The sequence below is a fragment of the Leifsonia sp. PS1209 genome (assembly GCF_012317045.1).
GTDB lineage: Bacteria > Actinomycetota > Actinomycetes > Actinomycetales > Microbacteriaceae > Leifsonia.
The window spans coordinates 215976-239684 of the sequence record NZ_CP051154.1 but is presented as its reverse complement, the minus strand read 5'-3'; the positions used below and the strand labels follow the sequence as shown (position 1 = coordinate 239684).

The following is a 23709-nucleotide window of genomic DNA, read 5'->3' as shown; positions in this document are numbered from 1 at the left end:
CCGCCGCGCCAGCGCGCCTCGACGTGTGAGGACTCACACCGCACGCACTGCCGGAAACGGCACAACGTGACTAGTGTGAGGATTCAGCGGGAGGTGCACCATGATGCCGCAACCAACGGGTCGACTCGTTCGCAAAGACGACGGGGTCTACGTGGTCCTGGACAGGATCTTCAAGGCGCCGATCGAGGATGTCTGGTCGTATTTCTCCCGATCTCCGCGCCTCAGCGAGTGGATCGGGCAACTCACCGGAACACCGTCCACCGGCGCAGCCCGGTTCCGGATGAACGCGGCGGGTGACGACGCCGACTGGGAGAACGTCACCATCCTGGAATGCGACGCCCCGCACCGTTTCGCCGCCGACATCGGGCCGTCGAACACGTCGCGGCGGGTGTACGTGCACCTCACCGAGGCCAGCGGTCACACGACCGTGACCCTCGGCCAGCGCCTCCGGTCGTTGAGGGAGGAGGCGGACATCGGCGTGAGCTGGGACTACTACCTGGACCGCCTGCTCGCGGCCCGCACCGGCAAGCCGATGCCGGACTGGAACGACTACGACCCGGCGATGCTGGAGCACTACGAGAACCTGTGCAGGGAGCTCGACCACGACATCAAGGCCGAGCAGGCGACCCTGCACGCGGTGGACAGGGCGAACGGCACGGACGGCTAACGCAGTCCTGCGGTCAATGCCAGCGGTGGTCCTGCAGCGTGATGCGCGGGCCGCGCCGCTCGAACCGGTGCCCGCTGGCCAGGATGAGCCGGATGACCCTCTGACGGTGTCCCGCCCACGGGGCGAGCAGTTCGAGCATCCCCTCGTCGTCGACGCGCTGCCCGGTGAGCGCCTCGCCCACGTAGTGCGCGAGGTGATAGTCGCCGACGCTGACGATGTCCGGGTCGCCCGTCGCCCGCTGCAGAGTCTCCGCCGCCGTCCACGGGCCGATGCCCGGGATGGTCTGCAGAGCGCGGGCGGCCGCATCCCGCGTCTCGGCCCGCTCGACAGCGCGTTCGAGGGACGCGGCGACGGCGAGCGCCGCCTGCGCCGTGCGAGCCCTTCCGGGGTCGACTCCCGCGCGGTGCCAGTCCCACGACGGGATGCCCCGCCACTGGATCACGGTCGGAACGACGCGCATCCCGTCCGGCGCCGGCCCCGGCGCGACCTCGCCGAACCACCGGAGCAGCCTCGCCCACGAGCGGTACGCCTCCAGGCTGGTCACGCGCTGTTCGATGATGGCGGGCAGCAGCGCTTCGATCAGCCGGTTGGTGCTGGACAGCCGCATCCCGGAATTGCGTCGCCGGCTGTCGTGCAGCAGAGGCGTGCCGCTCACGTCCAGGCCATCCCAGTCGTCGTCGCGGCCGAGCAGCGCGGGCACGGCGTGGATCGCCCACTCGGCACCCGGCCCCCAGGCCGTCGCGCGGACGCTCCCGTCCGCCCCGGGATACCGGATGCGCACGGTCGCCGCCCCGACCGGCGTGCGGAATGTGCGCCACACGCCTCCCGCATCCCACCTGGTCGTGGGGTCGTGCGGGCCGCGGCCGAGGACGGAGAGCGTGCTCCGCACATCCACCGGCGACGCTGGACGGTACACCGTCTCGACAGCGCCACCTGCGGCGGCCGGCGCTGTCGGAAGGGCGGTGCTCATGCAGGAATGCTACGTCAGCCCGCTGACGATATCGGCTGTGATTCCTTCTGTCGGCGGTCTCCCATACATTCACGTCATGGGAATCGAAATCAACGACGATGCCGTCGCGGCACTCCGCGGCGCCATCGCAGGAACTGTCTACCTCCGGGGAGAAGAGGGGCTCGCGGCCGAGGTCGCGTGCTTCAACCCGGTGGTCGTCCACGATCCGGACATCGTGGTCGCCGTCACCGACGAGAACGACGTCGCCGAGGCCGTCCGCTTCGCGCGCGACGCCGGCATCCCGGTGCGGCTGCAGGCAACCGGTCACGGCTCGGAGACCCCGATCGTCGGCGGCATGATCATCTCCACGCGTGCGCTCGACACCATCGCCATCGATCCGGATGCGCGGCTCGCGGTCCTCGGCGCCGGCGTGCGCTGGGCGCCGGTGATCGTGGCGACGGCGGAGCACGGACTCGCGCCGGTCACCGGTTCGTCCACCAGCGTCGGCGCCGTCGGATACACGCTCGGCGGCGGCGTCGGACCGCTCGCCAGGAGCCACGGCTTCACGTCGGACTGGGTGCGCGGCTTCCGCGTGGTCACGGCCGACGGAGAGACGGTCGTCGCCGACGCGGAGACCAACCCGGAACTGTTCTGGGCCCTCCGCGGCGGCAAGGGCGGCCTCGGCGTCGTCACCGAGATGACGCTCGAACTGGTTCCGCTGCGCACCCTGTACGGCGGCAGCGTCTTCTTCGAGGGCGACGCCATCGTCCCGGCGTTCCAGGCCTGGGTGGACTGGTCATCCGCGCTGTCCGAGGAGGCGACCACCTCGGTGGTCTTCCTGCAGATCCCGGACATGGAGGGCCCTCCTCCCCCACTCCGTGGCCGCTCCGTGCTCAGCGTGCGCTTCGCGTACCCCGGCGACGCCGCGGAGGGCGAGAAGCTGTTCGCCCCGATGCGCGCCGCCGCCCCGGTCTACCTCGACGTCGTCGCCGAGATGCCCACCACCGCGGTCGCCACGATCCACAACGATCCGGAGCAGGGGGCGCCGAGCTGGATCCGCGGCCTGATGCTCGACACGTTCGACCGGGATGCGGCAGACGCCCTGATGGCGGCGGCCGGCCCCGGAACGGACTCACCGTTCCTCGCGCTCGAGATCCGCCAGCTCGGCGGAGCGACAGCTCGGGATGTGCCGGGCGGCTCAGCCGTCGGCGGCCGGGACAGCAGGTACACGGTGTCGACCCTCGCGGCGAACCCGGCCACCTTCGCCGAACTCGCGCCCGCCCGCGCCGCAGCCGTGACGGCCGCCCTCGCCGGTCACGTCTCCACGATCACCAACGTGAACTGGTCCGCCGGACTCAGCGACGAGGTGGCGTTCGAGCACACTTGGCCCCTTGCGATCTTCGACCGCCTCGCCGCCGCCCGCGCCACCTGGGATCCTCGCGGCGTCTTCGCCTTCGGCCCCACCCCGGCTCCGGCCTCCGCCCCGACCCCCTGATAATCGAGTCCGAACCTGTTCACGCGACACGCCGTACCGCCGCGTGTACAGGTTCGGACTCGTTCAGCGCACCTAGCGCGAACGGGCCGCATGGCCCCGCATGGGCCGCTCGGGCCGCCCGGCTTCCGCCCGGGCCGCCCGGCTCACTCGGCCCAGACGCTCGGCGCTTCCGCCTTCGTCGACGGGAGCGCCGCATCCGCGCCCCACTGCACCAGCCACTCAGGCACAGACACGTCGGAGGGTGCGACGCCCACCGCATCCAGCAGCTCGTCGTTGGTCACGATCCCGCCGCTGCGCTTCAGGAACCGCCCCCGGATGAACGCCTGCGTGTAGATCTCGCCGTTCACCGTGAACCGCTGCTCCACATACACGGCCCGTTCGTCGAACCCCAGGATGCGCGACTCCACCACGAACGGCTGCCACAGTTCCAGCGACTTCCGGAACGAGATGGTCTCCGACGCGACCACCGGATACCAGCCGCGCTCTTTGAAGATCGCCCACACCCCGCTCCGCGTCAGCAGGTCGAACCGCCCGATGTCCGCGATCGACAGATACACACCGTTGTTCATGTGCTTCAGAATGTCGAGGTCGGTCGGCAGCACACGGAACCGGGTGCGGGCAACATCCCAGTGCCCCAGCCGGGCGCCGAACCGCGAGATCAGAGCATGAAGCATCGTCCGAAAGATCATGTGCACCCGACGATGCTAGCCAAGCGCCAACGCCCGCTCACTTTCGTTGTCGACGGCCTCCAAAACCCGGGCACGTGGTGCGGCGGTGGGTTGTGCATTCCGTCGCGAGGGCGCGCGCCCGGATCGAGCGGCCCGAACCGCGCCCGCGCCCCACGTCACCGCCCCAGCGGCACCTCGACGATGCTCACGCCGGCGGGCGGTGCGGACAGGGCCTGGTCGAGTTCGCCCTTCGTCCGCACGACGCTGTACGCCCACCCGTACGCCTGCGCCAGCAGCGCCAGGTCGATCTTCTGCGGCGTGTACAGCACGCGGTCGAACGCGTTCGCGGGGGCGCTCGACGCCACCTCGAGTCCGTCGAAGATGGTCCCGCCGCCGTCGTTGCCGACGATCACCTGCAGGTGCGGTCGCCGCTCGCCGTCGCCGAACAGTAGCGAGCCGACGTCGTGCAGCAGGGTGATGTCGCCGAGCAGCACGCGGGTCACGCCGGAGGGCGCTCCTGCCGCCTCCGCCGCCACCTGGCTTTCCAGGGCGATGCCGATAGCTGTGGCGACGGTGCCGTCGATCCCGGCGAGTCCGCGGTTGGCGTGCACGCGCAGCTTCTTCCCCGGCACGATGCGGTCCGCATCCCGCACCAACCGGGATGCGCCGAACAGCAGCCGGTCGTGCGGCCAGGTGTAGCGCCACAGCGCCTCGGCCAGCAGCGGCCGCGTGATGGGTGCGCGCACTGCAGCGAGTTCCGCTTTCGCGAAGGCGAGCGCGTCGGCGCGGTCGTATGAGCGCGCCTTGTCGACGTCGGGCGCCGTCGCGGCCGGGTCGGCCGCCTGCTCCGCCGCCTCGATGAGCCGCCGGCTGCCGAACACCCAGCTGCCCACCCAGGCGCGCACCTCCGGCGAACGCAGATCGACGGATGCTGCCGGCAGCACGCGCCCGACGATCCGCGCCCGATGGCCGGGGTTGTACGCCTGCTTCCCGCGCGGTGCCACGACGATCACCTCGACGTCGGCGCGGGTGAGCAGGGCGGGAACCTCGCGGCTGAGCGTCGGATGCCCGAAGATGACAGCGCGCTCGACGCGCCCGCCGAACGTGTCCTCCTGCAGCAGTTCCCGGTATGCGACGACGAGGTTCGGCCCGAACCGCGACCCGCTCGACACCTCTGCGAGCAGTGGTGCTCCGGATGCGCGGGCGAACTCCTCCGCGTCCGGTCCGGCGTCCGCTCCCGCGATCACGACGGTGCGGGGCCCGTCGGCGAGCTCGATGGTCTCGCGGCCGAGCGCATCCGGCCCTGCTGGTGCGGGATGCTCGCCGGTCTCGATCCGTCCCAGCTCGGGGACCGCCACCGACAGTGGCTCGCGGAACGCGACGTTGAGGTGCACCGGGCCGGGGTCTCCGCTGTCGGCCCCGACCGCCTCGCGCACGGCGGCGAGCGCGATCGCGGCGGCGGCATCGAGTTCGCCGGCTGCGCCGTCCGGCGCGGGGATGTCGCGCGTGGAGCGCACGGCCACGTCGTAGAGGCCGTCCTGCTGGGTGGTCTGGTTGGCGCGGATCCCGCGCAGTTCGTCCGGCCGGTCGGCGGTGAGCACGATCATCGGGATGCCGGATTCGTGCGCTTCGAGGACGGCCGGATGCAGGTTGGCCGTTGCGGTGCCGCTGGTGGTGATGACGACGGCGGGTGCCCCGCCTTCACGTGCGAGGCCGAGCGCCAGGAATCCGGACACGCGCTCGTCGATGCGCACGTGGAGCCGGGCGGAGCCGGAGCGTTCGAGTTCGGCGGCGACGAGCGCGAGGGCCTGCGAGCGCGAGCCCGGGCTGACGATCAGGTCGCGGACGCCGGCGCGGACGAGCCCGGTGAGGAGTGCGATGGAGTAGTCGGTGGCGGGGTTTCCCGTGGGTGCGGGTCTGGTGAGGGGTTCACCCATCCCGGCGGCCGGTTTGGTCGTTGTCTGGTCCGTTGTCATCGAGTTCGGCGAGTTCCTTCTCCAGCTGCCGGATGCGCTCCTCCTGGTCGTGGTCGACGCGGAGGCGCTTGAGGAATTCGGGGTCGTCGTCCGGTGCGACGGTGCGGCGTCCGATGCCGCTCTTGCGTCGACCGCGTCCGATGAGGAACCAGAGCACCCCGCCGATGACCGGGAACAGGATGATGACGAGAAGCCAGACGGGCTTGGGAAGGCCGCGCACTCGCGAACGGTCGAACAGGGCGCAGTCTGCCACGGAATAGATGTAGAAAACCGCGGCAGCGACGCCGAGGACTATCCAGAGGCGAACCATGTGTCAATCGTAACTCTCAGAGAGTGTCTCTAAGCTGGGAGGGTGAAACGCATTCCCTCGTGGGTCACCTATACGGTGCTCAGACTGCTGTTGTTCGCGATCCCGCTCGCGATCCTGCTGGTGCTGCGCATCGAATGGTGGATCGCGGTCATCGCGGCAGCCCTCATCGGGCTCTGCCTGTCGTACATCTTCCTGAGCAAGCCGCGCAACGCGGTCTCGAGCGACCTCTACGCCGCCCGCCACCGCGACAAGCCGGCGACCACGGTCGACGACGATGCGGAAGACGCGGTCGTCGACGCCGTCGACCACCCGGACAAGTCCGCCTGATCAGTCCTGTCCAGGCGCGACCGCGCCTGCGCCAATGCGTGCGCCTGCGCCTGCGTCTGCGTCTGCGTCTGCGTCTGCAGGAATCCCTGCGCCTGCGCTAGAACGCGTACGCCGCCCCGAGCGCCAGCGCGACCAGCAGCCCAGTGAAGCTGGTGAGCTGCAGCGCGGTGACCAGCTCCCGCGGAGTCTTTGCGAACAGTGTGATCGCGCACGCGGGCAGCGCGGCCAGCAGGGCGAACATCCCGAACCAGGCGAACGGGTACAGCAACGCGAGCACCGCGAGGATGCCGAACGGCACCAGCAGGAACACGCAGAAGACGATCCGGGCTGCGACGTTGCCGAGCAGCACGGCGAGCGTTCGCTTGCCCGCCTGCTTGTCCGGCCCGATGTCCCGGATGTTGTTCACCATCAGCACGGCGCACGCGATGAGCCCCGCGATGACCGCGCCGAACCAGGCTTCCTGGTTGACGACGCCGGACAGCATGTAGGTGGTCCCCGCCGTCGCGACGAGCCCGAAGAACACGAAGACGAACACTTCACCGAGGCCGAAGTAGCCGTACGGCCGCTTTCCTCCGGTGTAGAACCACGCCGCGACGATGGCGGCCGCGCCCACGAGGATGACCCACCAGTGCTGGGTCAGCAGCACGAGCGCCAGCCCGGCGACCGCCCCGAGCGCGAAGAAGACGAGCGCGACGGTGAGCACCCGCTTGGGCGCCGCCCGTCCAGAACCGGTCAGCCGGCTCGGCCCCACCCGGAACTGGTCCGTGCCCCGGATGCCGTCGGAGTAGTCGTTCGCGTAGTTGACACCGATCTGCAGGAACACCGCGACCGCGAGGCAGAGAAGCGCACGAACCGGATGCCAGATGCCCGCTCCGTCAGCGACCTTGGCGGCCCCGACACCGATGATGACGGGCGCGATGGCCAGCGGAAGCGTGCGCAGGCGCGCCCCGGCGATCCAGTCGGATGCGGTAGCGGGCTTGACCTTGACCTTCGCCGCCCCCGGCCGACCGCTCTTGCCGCCGTTGCCGCGCTGAGCGGGCGTCATCCGTTGCATCCGTGGCTTGTTCTGACTCATCACAGAGCGAATCGTAACAACAACCGCTATGCCGTTTCGTCCGCCCCCGTCGCTCGTCGCATCGCGCGCACCGTGCCGCGCCTCACCCCCGCCTCGCCCGCTCGCCCCGCGCGCTCTCCGCGATCCGCCGCGCAGCCACCCGGTCCGGCTTGCCGCTGCTGAGGTGCGGAAGCACATCCACCTCCACGACCTCCGCAGGCGCCGCCGCCCTCCCGACCTGTTCCGCCACATGAGCGCGCACTGCGGCGAGCTCGGTGGCCGCTGCAGCCCCGCCACTCTCGACGACCACAACCGGCACCTGACCCCACTCGGCATCGTCCGCCGCCACGACGACCGCGCCGCCGAACCCGTCGAGAGCCCGAACCGCCCCCTCGACAGCGTCGAGCAGCACCTTCTCCCCACCGGAGATGATCACGTTGTCCGCACGCCCGAACACCCTCACCAGCCCGTCGTCCACCGCGCCGAGGTCTCCCGTGCGATACCACTTCTGCCCATCCGCCTCATGGAACGCGGCCGCCGTCCTATCCGGGTCGCCAAGGTAGCCTTCCGCAAGCACCGGCCCCGCGATCTCGAGCAACCCGTCCACCGACCGCACCGCGGTCGTGCCGATCGGACGCCCGTCGTACACGCACCCGCCCGCCGTCTCACTCGACCCGTAGGTGCTCAGGATGCGCGCCCCCGCGTCCAGCGCGCGCTCGCGCAGCTCCGTGGTCAGCGCCTGGCCGCCCACGAGGATCCCGTCGAATCGCCGCAGAGCGTCCGCCACCACCCTGTCGCCGGCCTCCGTCGCCGCGACCAGCCGCGCCAGCTGCACCGGCACGAGCGAGACGAACCGCAGGTCGTGGGTGAGGTCTCGCGCCACCTCGGCGAACCGCCCGGGGTCGAAGTGGCCATCGCCATAGAGCACCGGCTCCGTCTCGGCCGCAATCGACCGCACCAGCACCTGCGCTCCCGCGACGTAGTGCGCCGGCAGGGCGAGCATCCACTGTCCCTGCCCGCCCATCGCGCCCGCCGAGGCCGCCGCACTGGCCAGCAGCGCGTCCGCGGACAGCGCCACCCGCTTCGGCACTCCCGTCGACCCGGAGGTCTCGATCACGAGCGCGACGTTCTGCCCCACCCGCTCGCTCTCGCCCGGCCACACGCGATCGACCCGCCCATCGTCGAGCCGTCCACCATCGAACCGCCCACCGTCGACTCGCCCACCGACGCGCCGACCGCCCCCGCCTTCCCGCGGCACCACCGCCGGCCCTCCGCGCCCGAGCGCATCCCACAGCGCCTCGAACACCTCATCCACCCGCGCCGAGTCCACCACCCTCAACGCCCTGGTCACCGCGTCCTCCGCCTGCACACCACGCTCACCCTGCCGCGCTCAGAACTGCCACGGGAACGGCGACCAGTCCGGCTCCCGCTTCTCCAGGAACGAGTCGCGTCCTTCGACGGCCTCGTCGGTGCCGTACGCCAGCCGCGTGGCCTCACCGGCGAACACCTGCTGCCCCACGAGTCCGTCGTCCACAGCGTTGAACGCGAATTTCAGCATCCGGATCGCCGTCGGCGACTTGGTCAGGATGTCGTTCGCCCACTCCAGAGCGGTCGTCTCGAGTTCCGCGTGCGGCACGACCGCGTTGACCGCGCCCATCTCGTACGCACGCTGCGACGAGTACTCCCTGGCGAGGAAGAACACCTCGCGCGCGTTCTTCTGCCCGATCTGCCTGGCGAAGTACGCGCTGCCGTATCCGGCGTCGAACGAACCCACATCCGCATCCGTCTGCTTGAACCGTCCGTGCTCGGCGCTCGCGATGGTGAGATCGCAGACCACGTGCAGCGAGTGCCCGCCTCCGGCCGCCCACCCGGGAACGACCGCGATCACCACCTTCGGCATGAACCGGATGAGCCTCTGGACCTCGAGGATGTGCAGCCGCCCACTGCGCGCAGCGTCGATGCCCGTCGCCGTCTCCCCGTCCGCATACTTGTAGCCGTCTCGCCCCCGGATGCGCTGATCGCCTCCCGAGCAGAACGCCCACCCTCCGTCTTTCGGACTCGGCCCGTTGCCGGTGAGCAGCACGACGCCGATGCGCGGGTTCGTGCGCGCATCCTCCAGTGCGGCGTAGAGCTCGTCGACCGTGTGCGGTCGGAACGCATTGCGCACTTCTGGCCGGTTGAACGCCACGCGCGCCACCCGTCCGGCGACATCGTGGTGGTAGGTGATGTCGGTCAGCTCCTCGAAGCCGGCGACCTCGTTCCACGCGCTCTGGTCGAAGATCTCTGAGACTGCTTTTGCCATGAACCCAGCCTACGGTTCGCCATCCCGCCGCGGACCGGTCGTGCCAGACTTGTGGAATGTTGCCCGAGCTCGCCGACCTGTTGAAAACTGCACGCGTCGTCGCACTGCCGATGACGGCGAAGTTCCGTGGCATCACGGTCCGCGAGGCGGTGCTGTTCGAGGGCCCAGAGGGCTGGACCGAGTTCTCCCCGTTCGTCGAGTACGACGACGCGGAGGCCGCGCACTGGCTGCACGCCGCGATCGATTTCGGCTGGCACGCCGCCCCACCCCTGCTCCGCGACCGCATCCCGGTCAACGCGACCATCCCGGCTGTCGCCGCGGATTCCGTGGCCGAGATCCTCACCCGCTATCCCGGCGCGCGCACGGCCAAGGTCAAGGTGGCCGAGCCCGGCCAGACCCTCGCCGACGACGTCGCTCGCGTCCGCGCGGTCCGCGACCTTCTGGGGCCGGAGGGGCGCATCCGGATCGACGCGAACACCCTGTGGAACGTCGACGAGGCCGAGCACGCCATCCACGCGCTCGCGCCGTTCGACCTCGAGTACGTCGAGCAGCCCTGCGCGACCGTCGGCGAGCTCGCCGAGATCCGCCGCCGGACGAAATACATGGATGTTCCGATCGCCGCCGACGAGAGCGTGCGCAAGGCGTCCGACCCGCTCGCGGTCGCGCGCGCCGGCGCAGCGGACCTCCTGATCGTCAAAGCACAGCCGCTCGGCGGCATCCACTCCGCCCTGCGCATCGTCGCGGAGGCCGGCCTGCCGATCGTCGTCTCGAGCGCGATCGACACCTCGGTCGGCATTGCGATGGGCGCCCACCTCGCCGCGGCCGTTCCGCGCCTCGACTTCGACTGCGGCCTCGGCACGGCCGCGATGTTCGTCGAGGACGTGACGGACGAGCCGCTGCTCCCGGTCGACGGCAGCATCCCCGTCGTCCGTCCCTCGGTGTCCGGCGCGCGACTCGACGCCCTCGCGGCCGACGACGACCGCCGCGACTGGTGGCTCGACCGCGTTCGCCGCTGCTACCGCCTGGTCGAGCGCGCAGCAGCGCTCTGACCGCTCAGCTGTACAGCTTCTCCGGGACTTCGAGTCCGTAGATCGCCCGCCCAGAACCCCAGATCACCGCGCACGCCGCCCGCAGCAGGTTCAGCTCGTCGCCGCCCTCGCTCAGGATGCGCACGTCGTTGCCCTCGATCGCCACCGAGGCGTCGCCGACCGTGGCCGTCCGCCCGTCCTTGCTGAACTCGGTGACCGGATACGGTTCGCTCAGCCCGCGCAGGTCGGCGAGGATGTATGTCGGCCGCGAGTTCGCATCCGCAGCGATCAGCTGCTTGGCCCGATCCACACCGGTCAGCACGAGCACCGAGTCGATCCCCGCGCGATTGGCGCCCAGGATGTCGGTATCCAGCCGATCACCGATGAACAGTGCTTTCGACGAACCGAACCGCGTGACGGCCTCCTCGAAGATCGCCACCTCCGGCTTGCCCGCCACGATCGGCAGGCGGCCGGCGGCCGTGTGCACAGCGGACACGAGCGTCCCGTTGCCCGGGGCGATCCCGCGCGCGACCGGGATGGTCCAGTCGGTGTTCGTCGCGACCCACGGCCGCTCCTCGTCCGTCCGGCCCTGCAGCGCGAAGGCGGCCTCAGCGAGCTGGGTCCAGCCGATCTCCGGCGCGAAGCCCTGGATCACGGCGGCCGGGTCGTCGTCGGCGGAACGGGTCACGGAGAACCCGCCCTTCTGCACCTCGTCGACCAGCCCGTCCCCGCCGATGACCAGGATGGTCGCGCCGGCAGGGACATGCTGGGCCAGCAACCGCACGGCGGCCTGCGGCGAGGTCACCACGTCGCTCGGCGCCACCGTCAGGCCGAGGTCGGTGAGGTGTCCCGCGACGGATGCGTCGGTCCGGGATGCGTTGTTCGTGATGTAACCGACTCGCACGGTTTCGGCGGCCTGGTTGAGGCTCTCCACGGCGTGCGGGATCGCATCGGCGCCCTTGTAGACGACCCCGTCGAGGTCGGCCAGCACCAGATCGACTCCGTCGAGCGGCGTCACGGTCTTAGCGCTCCGTCGAAACAGGGCCATCGGTCGCGTCATCCTCCGTGTCGTCGCGGTCATCGTCGCCGGCGCTCACGGGCGCGGCTTCGGTCGAGTCGTCTTCGTCTTCGTCCTCGTCGGCGCCGTTGTCATCGGCCTCAGCGTCGGAATCGTCGTCATCGTCATCGTCGTCGTCCGACTCCTCGTCCTCGTCGTCATCAGAGTCGTCGTCCTCGTCATCGGAGTCGTAATCGTCGTCGTCCTCGTCGTCCGAGTCCTCATCCAGGTCCTCGTCGTCCGCCTCGTCGAGCTCGACGTCGTCCTCGATCTCGATGACCACATCCGCATCGTCGTCGAACGTTCCGGCGTCGCCGATGGCGATACTGTCCTCACCGTCGATGTCGAACTCGTACTCTTCCTCGACGACGTCGACAGTCTCGTGTTCGTCCATCGAGAGCGCCTCGCCGATCGCCTCCTCGGCACGGGTCGCACGTTCCCGCCAGGCCTCGGATTCCTCGGTGCGTCCGACTTCGCCGAGCACGTCCGCGTAGGCGTGGAACAGGTCGGGACTCCAGCTGTACGCCCGGTTGGGGTCGAGCTGCGGAATCTCGAGCTCGGCCAGTGCGGCATCCGGCTGCTCAAGGTCGAGGCGGGCGCCGGACATCGCAATCGCCAGGGACACCTGCACGTCGTTCGGCAGCGTGGAACGGTCAACGGACCGACCCAGCTCAAGCGCGCGATCGGGGCGTCCGACGCCACGCTCGCTGTCCACCATCAGCGGCAGCTGCTCGTTGGATCCGGAGATCCGGCGGTACGTGCGCAGTTCCCGCAGCGCGAGTGCGAAGTCGCCCGTCGCGTACGCGGTGATCGCGAGCGTCTCCCGCACGACGGCGATACGACCCGCCCGCCGAGCGGCCGAAAGCGCGTGCCGGTGCGCGAGCTCCGGGTCCTCTTCGATCAGCTGCGCGGCCATCACCAGGTGACGCGCAACCCAGTCGGCGTTGTCCTTGCTCAGGGTCTTCAGTTCGACGCGGGCACCCTTGTCGAGGTCGCGCGCCTGCACGCTCTCCGGGATCTCCGGGTCGTCGTGGCGCGGACGAACCGATCGCAGTTCCCGCGCCATGCGCTCTTCTTCGGTGAGCTCGCGCTCGTAGTCGCGCGCATCGCGGTCGCCACGAGCCGGCCGGCCGTCCCTGGTCCACAGCTTGTCGCCGCGTCCGCCGCCGTCGCGTCCAGCTCCGCGTCCGCCGCCGTCGCGGTCGTAGCCACGGGATGCGCCCCCACGGTCACCCGCCGGAGCCCCGCCGCGCTGCCCGTCGCGCCTAGCGCGATAGCCATCGCGCGGGGCACCCTCGCGGGGTGCACGGTCATTGCGGTACCCGTCACGGGGCGCGCCCTCGCGCGGCGCCCGGTCACTGCGGTAGCCATCGCGAGGAGCACCGTCACGTGACGCTCGGTCACCACGGTACCCATCCCGCGGAGCACCCTCACGCGGCGCGCGGTCACCTCGATACCCGTCACGCGGAGCACCATCGCTGGGGCGCCGGTCGTTGCGATAGCCATCGCGCGGAGCACCCTCGCGAGGTCCGCGATCACTGCGATACCCGTCACGCGCACCACCATCGCTGGGGCGCCGATCGTTGCGATACCCGTCGCGAGGAGCACCATCACGCGCGCCCCGGTCACTCCGGTATCCGTCCCGCTTCTCGCCATCACGCGGCGCACGGTCATTTCGATATCCGTCTCGTGACCCACCGCTGCGCGGAGCACCGGCAGCACTGCCGTTCGCGCGGTAGCCACCCGAACGCTCGCCGTCCCGGCCACCGCCTGCTCGGTATCCACCCTCGCGGGGAGCGCGGTCGCTGCGATATCCGTCGCGTGGTGCACCCTGACGCGGAGCCCGGTCACCGCCGCGCCCACCGTCGTTCGCGTCGCCACTCCTGCCGCGATATCCGTCGCGCGGCGCCGAGTCGCGGTTGCCACGGTAGCCGTCGCGCTGACCGCCGTCCCGCGAGGCAGAATAGCCGCCGGAACGCTCGCCGTCGCGCGGCGCACGATCATTGCGGTACCCGCCGGAACGCTCACCATCCCGCGGCGCACGATCATTGCGGTACCCACCCGAGCGCTGACCGTCGCGGCCGCCTTCTCGGGGTGCGCGGTCGCCGCGATAGCCGCCGTCGGAGCGCTGGCCATCGCGCGAGCTGCCGCCGCGTCCACCCTGGTACGGGCGACCCGATCCGCTGTCGGAGCTGCGCGGTGCGTTGCCTCGGTCACCACCGGAGCGTGCACCGGATGCGCCGCCCCGATCGTCGGCGCTGCGCGCGTCTCGCTGGTCGTCTGCCGGTGTATCGCTCACGACTTCTCCTGTTGGGTGGCGGGCCTGTCGCCCAGCCTATGTCGTTGGTGGTGTGGTCTGTGTGGTGTTGTGGTGGTGTTAAATGCGAAAGAGCCACCCGGTGTGGGGTGGCTCTTTCTAAAAGGAGTCCGGCGGTGTCCTACTCTCCCACAGGGTCCCCCCTGCAGTACCATCGGCGCAGAGAGTCTTAGCTTCCGGGTTCGGAATGTGACCGGGCGTTTCCCTCTCGCTATGGCCGCCGAAACACTATTGATGTATCAAAGTGAACGGACCAATCAGCTGATTGGTTCGGTTCTCGACCGTACATCGAGAACCACATAGTGGACGCAAGCATTCTTCAGGCCTCACACACCAGCCTTACAACATGTGTGTGAGTAGTGATTGTCAAGTTATCGGCTTATTAGTACCGGTCAGCTCCATGGGTCTTTAGTCCCCACTTCCACATCCGGCCTATCAACCCAGTAGTCTAGCTGGGAGCCTCTCGCCCGAAGGCATGGAAATCTCATCTCAAGGCCGGCTTCCCGCTTAGATGCTTTCAGCGGTTATCCATCCCGAACGTAGCTAATCAGCGGTGCTCCTGGCGGAACAACTGACACACCAGAGGTTCGTCCAACCCGGTCCTCTCGTACTAGGGTCAGATCCTTTCAAATTTCCTACGCGCGCAGCGGATAGGGACCGAACTGTCTCACGACGTTCTAAACCCAGCTCGCGTACCGCTTTAATGGGCGAACAGCCCAACCCTTGGGACCTACTCCAGCCCCAGGATGCGACGAGCCGACATCGAGGTGCCAAACCATGCCGTCGATATGGACTCTTGGGCAAGATCAGCCTGTTATCCCCGAGGTACCTTTTATCCGTTGAGCGACAGCGCTTCCACAAGCCACTGCCGGATCACTAGTCCCGACTTTCGTCCCTGCTCGACTTGTCAGTCTCACAGTCAAGCTCCCTTGTGCACTTACACTCGACACCTGATTGCCAACCAGGTTGAGGGAACCTTTGGGCGCCTCCGTTACTTTTTTGGGAGGCAACCGCCCCAGTTAAACTACCCACCAGGCACTGTCCCTGAACCGGATTACGGTTCGAAGTTAGATATCCAGAGTGACCAGAGTGGTATTTCAACAATGACTCCACGAACACTAGCGTGCCCGCTTCACAGTCTCCCACCTATCCTACACAAGCCACACCGAACACCAATACCAAGCTGTAGTAAAGGTCACGGGGTCTTTCCGTCCTGCTGCGCGTAACGAGCATCTTTACTCGTAGTGCAATTTCGCCGAGTTCGCGGTTGAGACAGCTGGGAAGTCGTTACGCCATTCGTGCAGGTCGGAACTTACCCGACAAGGAATTTCGCTACCTTAGGATGGTTATAGTTACCACCGCCGTTTACTGGGGCTTAAATTCTCAGCTTCGCCTTACGGCTAACCGTTCCTCTTAACCTTCCAGCACCGGGCAGGCGTCAGTCCGTATACATCGTCTTGCGACTTAGCACGGACCTGTGTTTTTAGTAAACAGTCGCTTCCCACTGGTCTCTGCGGCCGTCAAACGCTCCCGGAGCAAGTCCGTTCACGCCTCAGGCCCCCCTTCTCCCGAAGTTACGGGGGCATTTTGCCGAGTTCCTTAACCACGATTCTCTCGATCTCCTTGGTATTCTCTACCTGACCACCTGAGTCGGTTTGGGGTACGGGCGGCTGGAACCTCGCGTCGATGCTTTTCTTGGCAGCATAGGATCACCGATTTCGTCACTTAAGACTACCCATCGTGCCTGGCCCTTCATGAGAGACGGATTTGCCTATCTCTCGGGTTACACACTTAGACCGGGACAACCATCGCCCGGCTCGGCTACCTTCCTGCGTCACACCTGTTAATACGCTAGCCGCACCAGCATAGGGTCGTGTGCTAGGCCCACTCGTCTCAACCCGAAGGCCTCGATCAAGGGGATTCAGACACTTAGCATTACTGGATTAGCTTGGGCGGTTCTTCGCCGGTACGGGAATATCAACCCGTTGTCCATCGACTACGCCTGTCGGCCTCGCCTTAGGTCCCGACTTACCCAGGGCGGATTAGCCTGGCCCTGGAACCCTTGGTCTTTCGGAGGACGGGTTTCTCACCCGTCTTTCGCTACTCATGCCTGCATTCTCACTCGTGTAGCGTCCACGGCTGGTTCACACCGCCGCTTCACTCGCCACACGACGCTCTCCTACCCATCAACACGGCTGGACCACGAAGGCCTACCACTAATGTCAATGCCACAACTTCGGTGGCGTGCTTGAGCCCCGTTACATTGTCGGCGCGGAATCACTTGACCAGTGAGCTATTACGCACTCTTTCAAGGGTGGCTGCTTCTAAGCCAACCTCCTGGTTGTCTGTGCAACTCCACATCCTTTCCCACTTAGCACGCGCTTAGGGACCTTAGTTGGTGGTCTGGGTTGTTTCCCTCTCGACGATGAAGCTTATCCCCCACCGTCTCACTGCTGCGCTCTCACTTACCGGCATTCGGAGTTTGGCTGACGTCAGTAACCTTTTGGGGCCCATCGGCCATCCAGTAGCTCTACCTCCGGCAAGAAACACGCAACGCTGCACCTAAATGCATTTCGGAGAGAACCAGCTATCACGAAGTTTGATTGGCCTTTCACCCCTATCCACAGCTCATCCCCTCAGTTTTCAACCTAAGTGGGTTCGGTCCTCCACGACGTCTTACCGTCGCTTCAACCTGGCCATGGATAGATCACTTCGCTTCGGGTCTAGGACATGCGACTGAATCGCCCTATTCAGACTCGCTTTCGCTACGGCTACCCCTCACGGGTTAACCTCGCCACATATCGCTAACTCGCAGGCTCATTCTTCAAAAGGCACGCTGTCACCCCCTACAAGGAGGCTCCAACGGTTTGTAAGCAAACGGTTTCAGGTACTATTTCACTCCCCTCCCGGGGTACTTTTCACCTTTCCCTCACGGTACTTGTCCGCTATCGGTCATCTGGGAGTATTTAGGCTTATCAGGTGGTCCTGACAGATTCACACGGGATTTCTCGGGCCCCGTGCTACTTGGGATACTCTTCACGCCATCAGAACATTTCGGCTACGGGGTTGGCACCCTCTATGACTGGCCTTTCAAAACCATTCGCCTATATTCCTCTGTAACGTTCGCTGTTCGGCAGAAGCAGCAGAAAAGTCCCACAACCCCGACCATGCAACGCCTGCCGGCTATCACACATGATCGGTTTAGCCTGATCCGGTTTCGCTCGCCACTACTAACGGAATCGCTTTTGCTTTCTCTTCCTGTGGGTACTGAGATGTTTCACTTCCCCACGTTCCCTCTACCCGCCCTATATATTCAGGCGGGAGTCACTGGGTCACCTTACGGGCCCAGCGGGGTTTCCCCATTCGGAAATCCTCGGATCAAAGTTCGTTTATCAACTCCCCGAGGCTTATCGCAGATTACTACGTCCTTCTTCGGCTCCAGATGCCAAGGCATCCACCGTTTGCTCTTAGAAACTTGGAAATCACATGAGTTTATGAATCGATCGGCCCACCCGAAGGTGAGCAGATTGACCAATGATCTACCAACACTCCAAAGGAGTGTCGATTTGATCTTGTGATCCGAGACTCGAAAGTCTCGAATCTAAGATGCTCGCGTCCACTGTGTAGTTCTCAAAGTACGGGCGGTACCCTCTCCGCCAGCCAATCATGGCCAACAAGAAAAGGTCCAGAGGTTCGATTCCCACCCACTTACGGGTGAGGCCCGGTCCCTCAGGACCCAACAGCGTGCATATGCGGAACATCCGGGTCCGAACCGTTCCAACTCCCCGAAAGAAGCGTACTGAGTCCGAGCCGATCAGCTCCGCACCAATGTCAATGTTCCACCCATGAGCTACCAGCGAGAACATTCGTCTCGATCTGGCGCCTGGACACCACCAGCGTCTTTCAACACCGGGATGCCAGATGCTCCTTAGAAAGGAGGTAGATCCAGCCGCACCTTCCGGTACGGCTACCTTGTTACGACTTAGTCCTAATCACCGATCCCACCTTCGACGGCTCCTTCCACAAGGGTTAGGCCACCGGCTTCGGGTGTTACCGACTTTCATGACTTGACGGGCGGTGTGTACAAGGCCCGGGAACGTATTCACCGCAGCGTTGCTGATCTGCGATTACTAGCGACTCCGACTTCATGAGGTCGAGTTGCAGACCTCAATCCGAACTGAGACCGGCTTTTTGGGATTCGCTCCACCTTACGGTATTGCAGCCCTTTGTACCGGCCATTGTAGCATGCGTGAAGCCCAAGACATAAGGGGCATGATGATTTGACGTCATCCCCACCTTCCTCCGAGTTGACCCCGGCAGTCTCCTATGAGTTCCCACCATTACGTGCTGGCAACATAGAACGAGGGTTGCGCTCGTTGCGGGACTTAACCCAACATCTCACGACACGAGCTGACGACAACCATGCACCACCTGTTTACGAGTGTCCAAAGAGTTGACCATTTCTGGCCCGTTCTCGTATATGTCAAGCCTTGGTAAGGTTCTTCGCGTTGCATCGAATTAATCCGCATGCTCCGCCGCTTGTGCGGGCCCCCGTCAATTCCTTTGAGTTTTAGCCTTGCGGCCGTACTCCCCAGGCGGGGCGCTTAATGCGTTAGCTGCGACACGGAAACCGTGGAATGGTCCCCACATCTAGCGCCCAACGTTTACGGCGTGGACTACCAGGGTATCTAATCCTGTTCGCTCCCCACGCTTTCGCTCCTCAGCGTCAGTTACGGCCCAGAGAACTGCCTTCGCCATCGGTGTTCCTCCTGATATCTGCGCATTCCACCGCTACACCAGGAATTCCATTCTCCCCTACCGCACTCTAGTCTGCCCGTACCCACTGCAGGCCCGAGGTTGAGCCTCGGGTTTTCACAGCAGACGCGACAAACCGCCTACGAGCTCTTTACGCCCAATAATTCCGGACAACGCTTGCACCCTACGTATTACCGCGGCTGCTGGCACGTAGTTAGCCGGTGCTTTTTCTGCAGGTACCGTCACTTTCGCTTCTTCCCTACTAAAAGAGGTTTACAACCCGAAGGCCGTCGTCCCTCACGCGGCGTTGCTGCATCAGGCTTGCGCCCATTGTGCAATATTCCCCACTGCTGCCTCCCGTAGGAGTCTGGGCCGTGTCTCAGTCCCAGTGTGGCCGGTCACCCTCTCAGGCCGGCTACCCGTCGTAGGCTTGGTGAGCCGTTACCTCACCAACTACCTGATAGGCCGCGAGTCCATCCTTGACCGAAATTCTTTCCACGCACAGGAGATGCCTCCGTACGTCATATCCGGTATTAGCTTCCGTTTCCGGAGGTTATCCCAGAGTCAAGGGCAGGTTACTCACGTGTTACTCACCCGTTCGCCACTAATCCCCCAGAGCAAGCTCCAGGTTCATCGTTCGACTTGCATGTGTTAAGCACGCCGCCAGCGTTCGTCCTGAGCCAGGATCAAACTCTCCGTAAATGTTTAGCTCCACAACCACCCGAAAGCGGAAGGGAAACACTGTGCGAGAAGCGGACCGGAAAAAGGTCTGTTCTCCCCGCGAGTTGATCTGACTAGTTTCGAATATCTACTGACATTCTGTATCTAATCCAAAGGAATCTCTTGCCTAGCCGAAGCTAAACACGAGGTTTTTGGCATTTGACATTGTGCACGCTGTTGAGTTCTCAAGGATCGGACGCTCCCACCATCCCGCATCACACGGTCAAAATGGGGCAACCTGTCAACCTTACCACTTTCAATCTGAATGTCAACTCGGCCGTTTCGCGATCCTCAGCGCACCACGAAGGTGCAACCGAATCACACGAGCCGAGCAACAAAACCAGCTCGAAGAGTGAGGGTTACCATCCTAAGCCGAACAGGCATGCTTGAACAAGTTCAAGCGACTGCTAAGTTTTAGGAGTTGGTCCCGCTTGAGGCCGGGGAGCAGTTCCGCTCTCCCGCACCTTTGGGGTGACAAGTAAGTACTTTACGGACCTCTTGACGGCCTCGCAAATCGCGCCTGCAACTCGGGCGTGTCGCGCCTGGGGATGCGAAACGGCCGACCAGCTGGGGCACCGGGGTGCGCCAGCCGATCGGCCGGTTGTCTGCGTTCGGGCGGGAATCGACCGCCGTGCAGAGAAGTGCGCTGAGGCCTACAGGCCTGAGTACGCGTGGAGTCCCTTGAAGAAGACGTTGACGATACCGAAGTTGAACAGGACGGCGGCGAAGCCGATGATGGCGAGCCAGGCCGACCGGGAACCGCGCCAGCCACGAGTGGCGCGGGCGTGGATGTAGCCGGCATAGATCACCCAGATGATGAAGGTCCAGACTTCCTTGGTGTCCCAGCCCCAGTAACGGCCCCACGCCTTCTCGGCCCAGATGGCTCCGGCGATGAGGGTGAAGGTCCAGGCGATGAACCCGACGATGTTCACCCGGTATGCGAGGTTCTCGAGTGCGGTCGATGTGGGAAGAGTCGCCAGGAACTTGAACTGCTGCGGCTGGGATTCTGCGACCTGCCGTTCCCGCCTGACCTGCAGCAGTTGCAGACCGGACAACGCGAAGCCCAGGGCGAAGAACGCCGTGCCGAGCACGGCCACGATGATGTGGATCACCAGCCAGTACGACTGGAGCGCCGGCTGCAGCGGGACGACCGGGACGTAGTACCGCAAGAGAGCGATGCCCTGCAGCACGAGCACGAGACCCATGACGAAGGTGCCCAGGTACTTGATGTCCCACTTGAGGTTGACCGCCAGGAACACTCCGACGATGACGAGGGTTCCCGTCATCGAGAACTCCCACATGTTGGCCCACGGCACCCGGTCGGCGGCGATGCCGCGGAGAACCGTCGCCACCAGGTGGAAGGCGAAACCGATGATGGTGAGCACGAACGCCCACCGGATCGACGTCGACGACTCCGACCCGTAGAGCAGGTCGTCCTCGACCCTGTTGCTGATCTTCGCGGAGATCCTGCCCAGGGTCGATGTGCCCGCTCGTCCGTTTGCGCCGCCTGAGCCTTCGGCCGTGATGGTCGCCGTGGTCGAGCGCGCGGGCTGTGCGACCTCGGTTCGACGGGCGACCGCGCTCGGCACGGCGGCGGCCTCAACGGCGGTCGCTCGTGCTCCTCGCCGCGAGAGGTCGAGTGCGAACGCGATGAACGCGGCCGCGTAGATTCCCATGGCCGCGTAAATGAACACGGTCGATAGCTGAGCCAGGGTTTCGGTCACAATGCAAGCCTAAGTGTTTCGGGGGCGGGTGAGGGCGTCGGCGTGATCGTCGGCGATGGATTGGACGGCGGCGGCGAGGTTCGGGTCCTCGCCTCTGGCCAGACCGGCGTACTCGAGCGTGAGCGAACCATCCGGGTTCTCGATGGCCTTCACCCACAGCCGGCGGCGCGGGACGAACAGGGCAACGAGCAGACCGGCGAAGATCAGGACGGCGAACGTGAGGACCCAGCCCTGCGCGGGGTCGTGGTGCACATCCAGGGATGCGTAGCGCTTCACGTTGTCGAGCGTCACCGTGCCGAGTCCGTTCGGGAGGTCGACCGTCTCGCCCGGCCGGATCTTCAGCGCCTCGGTCTTCGTCGGCGGGCCGGCCAGCTGCTTGAGCGAGTCGGTGTTGAGGCTGTAGACGGACTGCGGGACTCCGCTGTCGACGCCGAGGTCGCCGGCGTACACGTTCAGGCTCAGCAGCGGATCCCTAAGACCGGGGAAGGTCGAGGTGAGCGCGCCCTTAGCGGTGTCACTGTCGCCGACCGTCGGGTAGAAGAAGCCGATCATCCCGAGCTGCTCCTTGAGACCGTCGGGGACTTTCACGAAGCCGAGGGAGGTGAGCCGCGCATCCTGAGGCAGGAACGGGATGGTGTCGGTGAAGGCGACCTTGCCGCTCGGGTCGCGCACCGTGATGGTCGGCGCGTAGCCGTTGCCGAGGAGGTAGACGTTCGTGCCGCCGATGGCGAGAGGCTCGTTCACCTTGATCGTGGTGGTGCTCGAGGTGTCGCCTGGGCCGGTCGTGGTCACGTGGGCGGTGTAGTCGAGCGGCTGGCCGAGGGCGTTGACGTTCTTGGTCTCGTAGTCGACGACGAGCTTGTCGACCTTGATGGAGAACGGCTGCAGAGACGCGTCGCTGAAGAAGCGGCCGGGGTTGAACGAGTTGTACGACGGCAGGCTGTTGACGAAGCTCTGTCCCTCGACGACGACCTTCTGGCCGGTGAAGCCGAAGCCGCCGCCGAGGCCGATCGCGAGGAGCACGCCGACGAGAGCCGTGTGGAAGACGAGGTTGCCTGTCTCGCGCAGGTATCCGCGCTCGGCCGAGACCGACGTGGACCGCGCATCCTGGTACATGGCGACGCGGTAGCCGGACTTGCGCAGGAGGTCGCGTGCGGCGGCGATCGGCTCAGGGCCGCCCTCGCGCAGTTCGGCGGGGAGGATGCGCGCCTGGAAGCCCGCCATGCGCGTGAGGCGCACGGGCGTCTTCGGCGGCTTCGCGCGCAGCGCCGTGAAGTGGTGCTTGGTGCGCGGGATGATGCAGCCGATGAGGGAGGCGAACAGCAGGAGGTAGATCGCCGAGAACCAGACGGAGGTGTAGACGTCGAAGGCCTGCAGCTTGTCGAGGAACGGCGCGATGTCCGGGTGATCGGTGAAGTACTTCGTCACACCGTTCGGGTCGGAGCTGCGCTGCGGGACGAGCGAGCCTGGCACCGCCGCGATCGCGAGCAGGAGCAGCAGGAAGAGCGCCGTGCGCATGCTCGTGAGCTGCCGCCAGAACCAGCGCAGCCAGCCGACGAAGCCGAGCTTGGGTTGCTCGACCTCCGGCTGATGGCGCGGGGGCGCGGAGTCGATGTGGTCAGAGGGCCGGCTCAAAACCTTGAATCACCGCCAGGAATTGGGACATGAGCTGGCTCCAGATGCCGGACGCCATGAGGATGCCGATGATGACGAGCAGAACGCCGCCGATGATGTTGATGGCACGGATGTGCCGCTTGAGGAAGGCGACGGACCCTGCCACCCAGTCGAAGCCGAGCGCGACGAGGAGGAACGGGATGCCGAGGCCGATGCAGTAGAAGAGGCCGAGCAGCGCTCCGCGCCACGGCGACCCACTGCCGACGCTGAGCGCGCTGATGGCCGCGAGGGTCGGGCCGATGCACGGCGTCCAGCCGAGGCCGAAGACGATCCCGAGCAGCGGGGCGCCGATGAGGCCGGTCGCCGGGCGCCAGGTGGGCTTGATGGTGCGCTGCAGGAAGGAGAACTGGCCGATGAAGACGAGGCCCATCGCGATGACCAGGACCCCGAGGATCCGAATGACGACTTCCTGCCAGCGGACGAGCCAGAGCCCGAGCGCGCCGAACGCCGCACCGTATGCGATGAAGACGATGGCGAAGCCCAGGATGAACAGGGCGACGCCGGTGAGCAGCCGCGAGCGGTCGCGCTTGGCGCCCAGGTCGGTGAACCCGCCGACGTATGCGAGGTAGCCGGGGACCAGCGGGAGCACGCACGGAGACGCGAACGAGACGAGACCGGCGAGGACGGCGACGGGCAGCGCCAGGAGCAGCTGGCCGCTGAAGACGATCTCTCCGACTCCGCCCACG

General features: G+C 66.0%; 17 protein-coding genes and 3 rRNA genes. 4 read left to right on the top strand and 16 right to left on the bottom strand.

Going from position 1 to position 23709, the window contains the following annotated elements; translation table 11 throughout:
* The first annotated feature begins 100 nt into the window (after positions 1-100).
* Positions 101-667 (top strand): SRPBCC domain-containing protein, encoded by a 567-nt coding sequence (locus HF024_RS01235; RefSeq protein WP_085371294.1) that lies wholly within the window; start codon positions 101-103, stop codon positions 665-667.
* Between the two features lie 13 nt (positions 668-680).
* Here the strand turns inward: HF024_RS01235 and HF024_RS01230 are convergent, their stop codons facing one another.
* Entirely contained in the window at positions 681-1637 is a 957-nt protein-coding gene (locus HF024_RS01230; RefSeq protein WP_210723996.1) for a DNA-3-methyladenine glycosylase 2 family protein, read from the bottom strand.
* Between the two features lie 76 nt (positions 1638-1713).
* Between HF024_RS01230 and HF024_RS01225 the strand changes: the two genes are divergently transcribed.
* Positions 1714-3111, top strand: coding sequence for an FAD-binding oxidoreductase (locus HF024_RS01225; RefSeq protein ID WP_168688370.1), 1398 nt, complete (start codon positions 1714-1716; stop codon positions 3109-3111).
* Between the two features lie 143 nt (positions 3112-3254).
* Here the strand turns inward: HF024_RS01225 and HF024_RS01220 are convergent, their stop codons facing one another.
* The 3 genes from HF024_RS01220 to HF024_RS01210 form a co-directional block, all read right to left on the bottom strand.
* Positions 3255-3785: an acyl-CoA thioesterase gene (locus tag HF024_RS01220; protein ID WP_247597246.1), complete on the bottom strand. Its 531-nt coding sequence runs from the start codon at positions 3783-3785 to the stop codon at positions 3255-3257.
* 170 nt (positions 3786-3955) lie between these two features.
* Positions 3956-5716, bottom strand: a complete 1761-nt coding sequence (menD, locus tag HF024_RS01215) for a 2-succinyl-5-enolpyruvyl-6-hydroxy-3-cyclohexene-1-carboxylic-acid synthase (RefSeq protein ID WP_247597393.1) — start codon at positions 5714-5716, stop codon at positions 3956-3958.
* Complete coding sequence (locus tag HF024_RS01210) at positions 5709-6065, bottom strand: PLD nuclease N-terminal domain-containing protein (RefSeq protein WP_085371298.1); 357 nt, start codon at positions 6063-6065, stop codon at positions 5709-5711. The genes menD and HF024_RS01210 overlap by 8 nt, the downstream gene beginning before the upstream one ends.
* 42 nt (positions 6066-6107) lie before the next feature.
* Between HF024_RS01210 and HF024_RS01205 the strand changes: the two genes are divergently transcribed.
* Positions 6108-6392 carry a DUF4229 domain-containing protein gene (locus HF024_RS01205; protein WP_247597245.1) on the top strand — a complete coding sequence of 95 codons (285 nt, stop codon included), beginning with the start codon at positions 6108-6110 and terminating at the stop codon, positions 6390-6392.
* Positions 6393-6489: 97 nt separating this feature from the next.
* On the opposite strand, the gene HF024_RS01200 is transcribed toward HF024_RS01205, so the two are convergent.
* From HF024_RS01200 to HF024_RS01190, 3 genes are all read right to left on the bottom strand, one after another.
* On the bottom strand, positions 6490-7467 hold the full coding sequence (locus tag HF024_RS01200) for a 1,4-dihydroxy-2-naphthoate polyprenyltransferase (protein ID WP_085371300.1): 978 nt from the start codon (positions 7465-7467) through the stop codon (positions 6490-6492).
* An 82-nt stretch (positions 7468-7549) separates the two neighbouring features.
* The gene (locus HF024_RS01195) at positions 7550-8797 is read right to left on the bottom strand and encodes an AMP-binding protein (protein ID WP_247597244.1); all 1248 of its coding nucleotides are present in this window, start codon (positions 8795-8797) and stop codon (positions 7550-7552) included.
* Between the two features lie 39 nt (positions 8798-8836).
* Positions 8837-9748, bottom strand: a complete 912-nt coding sequence (locus HF024_RS01190) for a 1,4-dihydroxy-2-naphthoyl-CoA synthase (protein ID WP_168688368.1) — start codon at positions 9746-9748, stop codon at positions 8837-8839.
* 56 nt (positions 9749-9804) lie between these two features.
* Between HF024_RS01190 and HF024_RS01185 the strand changes: the two genes are divergently transcribed.
* Positions 9805-10797: an o-succinylbenzoate synthase gene (locus HF024_RS01185; protein ID WP_168688367.1), complete on the top strand. Its 993-nt coding sequence runs from the start codon at positions 9805-9807 to the stop codon at positions 10795-10797.
* A gap of 4 nt (positions 10798-10801) precedes the next feature.
* Here the strand turns inward: HF024_RS01185 and HF024_RS01180 are convergent, their stop codons facing one another.
* The 9 genes from HF024_RS01180 to HF024_RS01140 form a co-directional block, all read right to left on the bottom strand.
* Positions 10802-11824 (bottom strand): HAD-IIA family hydrolase, encoded by a 1023-nt coding sequence (locus tag HF024_RS01180; protein ID WP_085371303.1) that lies wholly within the window; start codon positions 11822-11824, stop codon positions 10802-10804.
* On the bottom strand, positions 11799-12839 hold the full coding sequence (locus tag HF024_RS01175) for a hypothetical protein (protein ID WP_210723995.1): 1041 nt from the start codon (positions 12837-12839) through the stop codon (positions 11799-11801). Before HF024_RS01175 ends, HF024_RS01180 begins: the two co-directional genes overlap by 26 nt.
* On the bottom strand, positions 12797-14050 hold the full coding sequence (locus HF024_RS01170; RefSeq protein WP_168688224.1) for a hypothetical protein: 1254 nt from the start codon (positions 14048-14050) through the stop codon (positions 12797-12799). The genes HF024_RS01175 and HF024_RS01170 overlap by 43 nt, the downstream gene beginning before the upstream one ends.
* A 208-nt stretch (positions 14051-14258) precedes the next feature.
* Positions 14259-14375, bottom strand: a 5S ribosomal RNA gene (gene rrf, locus HF024_RS01165).
* A gap of 137 nt (positions 14376-14512) precedes the next feature.
* A 23S ribosomal RNA gene (locus HF024_RS01160) occupies positions 14513-17631 on the bottom strand.
* Positions 17632-18082: 451 nt separating this feature from the next.
* A 16S ribosomal RNA gene (locus tag HF024_RS01155) occupies positions 18083-19607 on the bottom strand.
* The 16S, 23S and 5S rRNA genes sit together here, the layout of an rRNA operon.
* 671 nt (positions 19608-20278) lie before the next feature.
* A complete protein-coding gene (gene ccsB, locus HF024_RS01150; protein ID WP_247597243.1) occupies positions 20279-21349 on the bottom strand; it encodes a c-type cytochrome biogenesis protein CcsB in 1071 nt (356 codons plus the stop codon).
* Between the two features lie 9 nt (positions 21350-21358).
* Positions 21359-22984, bottom strand: a complete 1626-nt coding sequence (locus HF024_RS01145) for a cytochrome c biogenesis protein ResB (RefSeq protein WP_085367640.1) — start codon at positions 22982-22984, stop codon at positions 21359-21361.
* The gene (locus tag HF024_RS01140) at positions 22968-23708 is read right to left on the bottom strand and encodes a cytochrome c biogenesis protein CcdA (RefSeq protein ID WP_085367639.1); all 741 of its coding nucleotides are present in this window, start codon (positions 23706-23708) and stop codon (positions 22968-22970) included. The genes HF024_RS01145 and HF024_RS01140 overlap by 17 nt, the downstream gene beginning before the upstream one ends.
* Position 23709 lies beyond the last annotated feature (1 nt).

Excerpts from the sequence above, each read along its gene's own strand:
- HF024_RS01235 (WP_085371294.1), top strand. The coding sequence starts at position 101 with ATGATGCCGCAACCAACGGGTCGACTCGTTCGCAAAGACGACGGGGTC.
- HF024_RS01230 (WP_210723996.1), bottom strand. The coding sequence starts at position 1,637 with ATGAGCACCGCCCTTCCGACAGCGCCGGCCGCCGCAGGTGGCGCTGTC.
- HF024_RS01225 (WP_168688370.1), top strand. The coding sequence starts at position 1,714 with ATGGGAATCGAAATCAACGACGATGCCGTCGCGGCACTCCGCGGCGCC.
- HF024_RS01220 (WP_247597246.1), bottom strand. The coding sequence starts at position 3,785 with ATGCTTCATGCTCTGATCTCGCGGTTCGGCGCCCGGCTGGGGCACTGG.
- menD (WP_247597393.1), bottom strand. The coding sequence starts at position 5,716 with ATGGGTGAACCCCTCACCAGACCCGCACCCACGGGAAACCCCGCCACC.
- HF024_RS01210 (WP_085371298.1), bottom strand. The coding sequence starts at position 6,065 with ATGGTTCGCCTCTGGATAGTCCTCGGCGTCGCTGCCGCGGTTTTCTAC.
- HF024_RS01200 (WP_085371300.1), bottom strand. The coding sequence starts at position 7,467 with ATGAGTCAGAACAAGCCACGGATGCAACGGATGACGCCCGCTCAGCGC.
- HF024_RS01190 (WP_168688368.1), bottom strand. The coding sequence starts at position 9,748 with ATGGCAAAAGCAGTCTCAGAGATCTTCGACCAGAGCGCGTGGAACGAG.
- HF024_RS01185 (WP_168688367.1), top strand. The coding sequence starts at position 9,805 with ATGTTGCCCGAGCTCGCCGACCTGTTGAAAACTGCACGCGTCGTCGCA.
- HF024_RS01180 (WP_085371303.1), bottom strand. The coding sequence starts at position 11,824 with ATGGCCCTGTTTCGACGGAGCGCTAAGACCGTGACGCCGCTCGACGGA.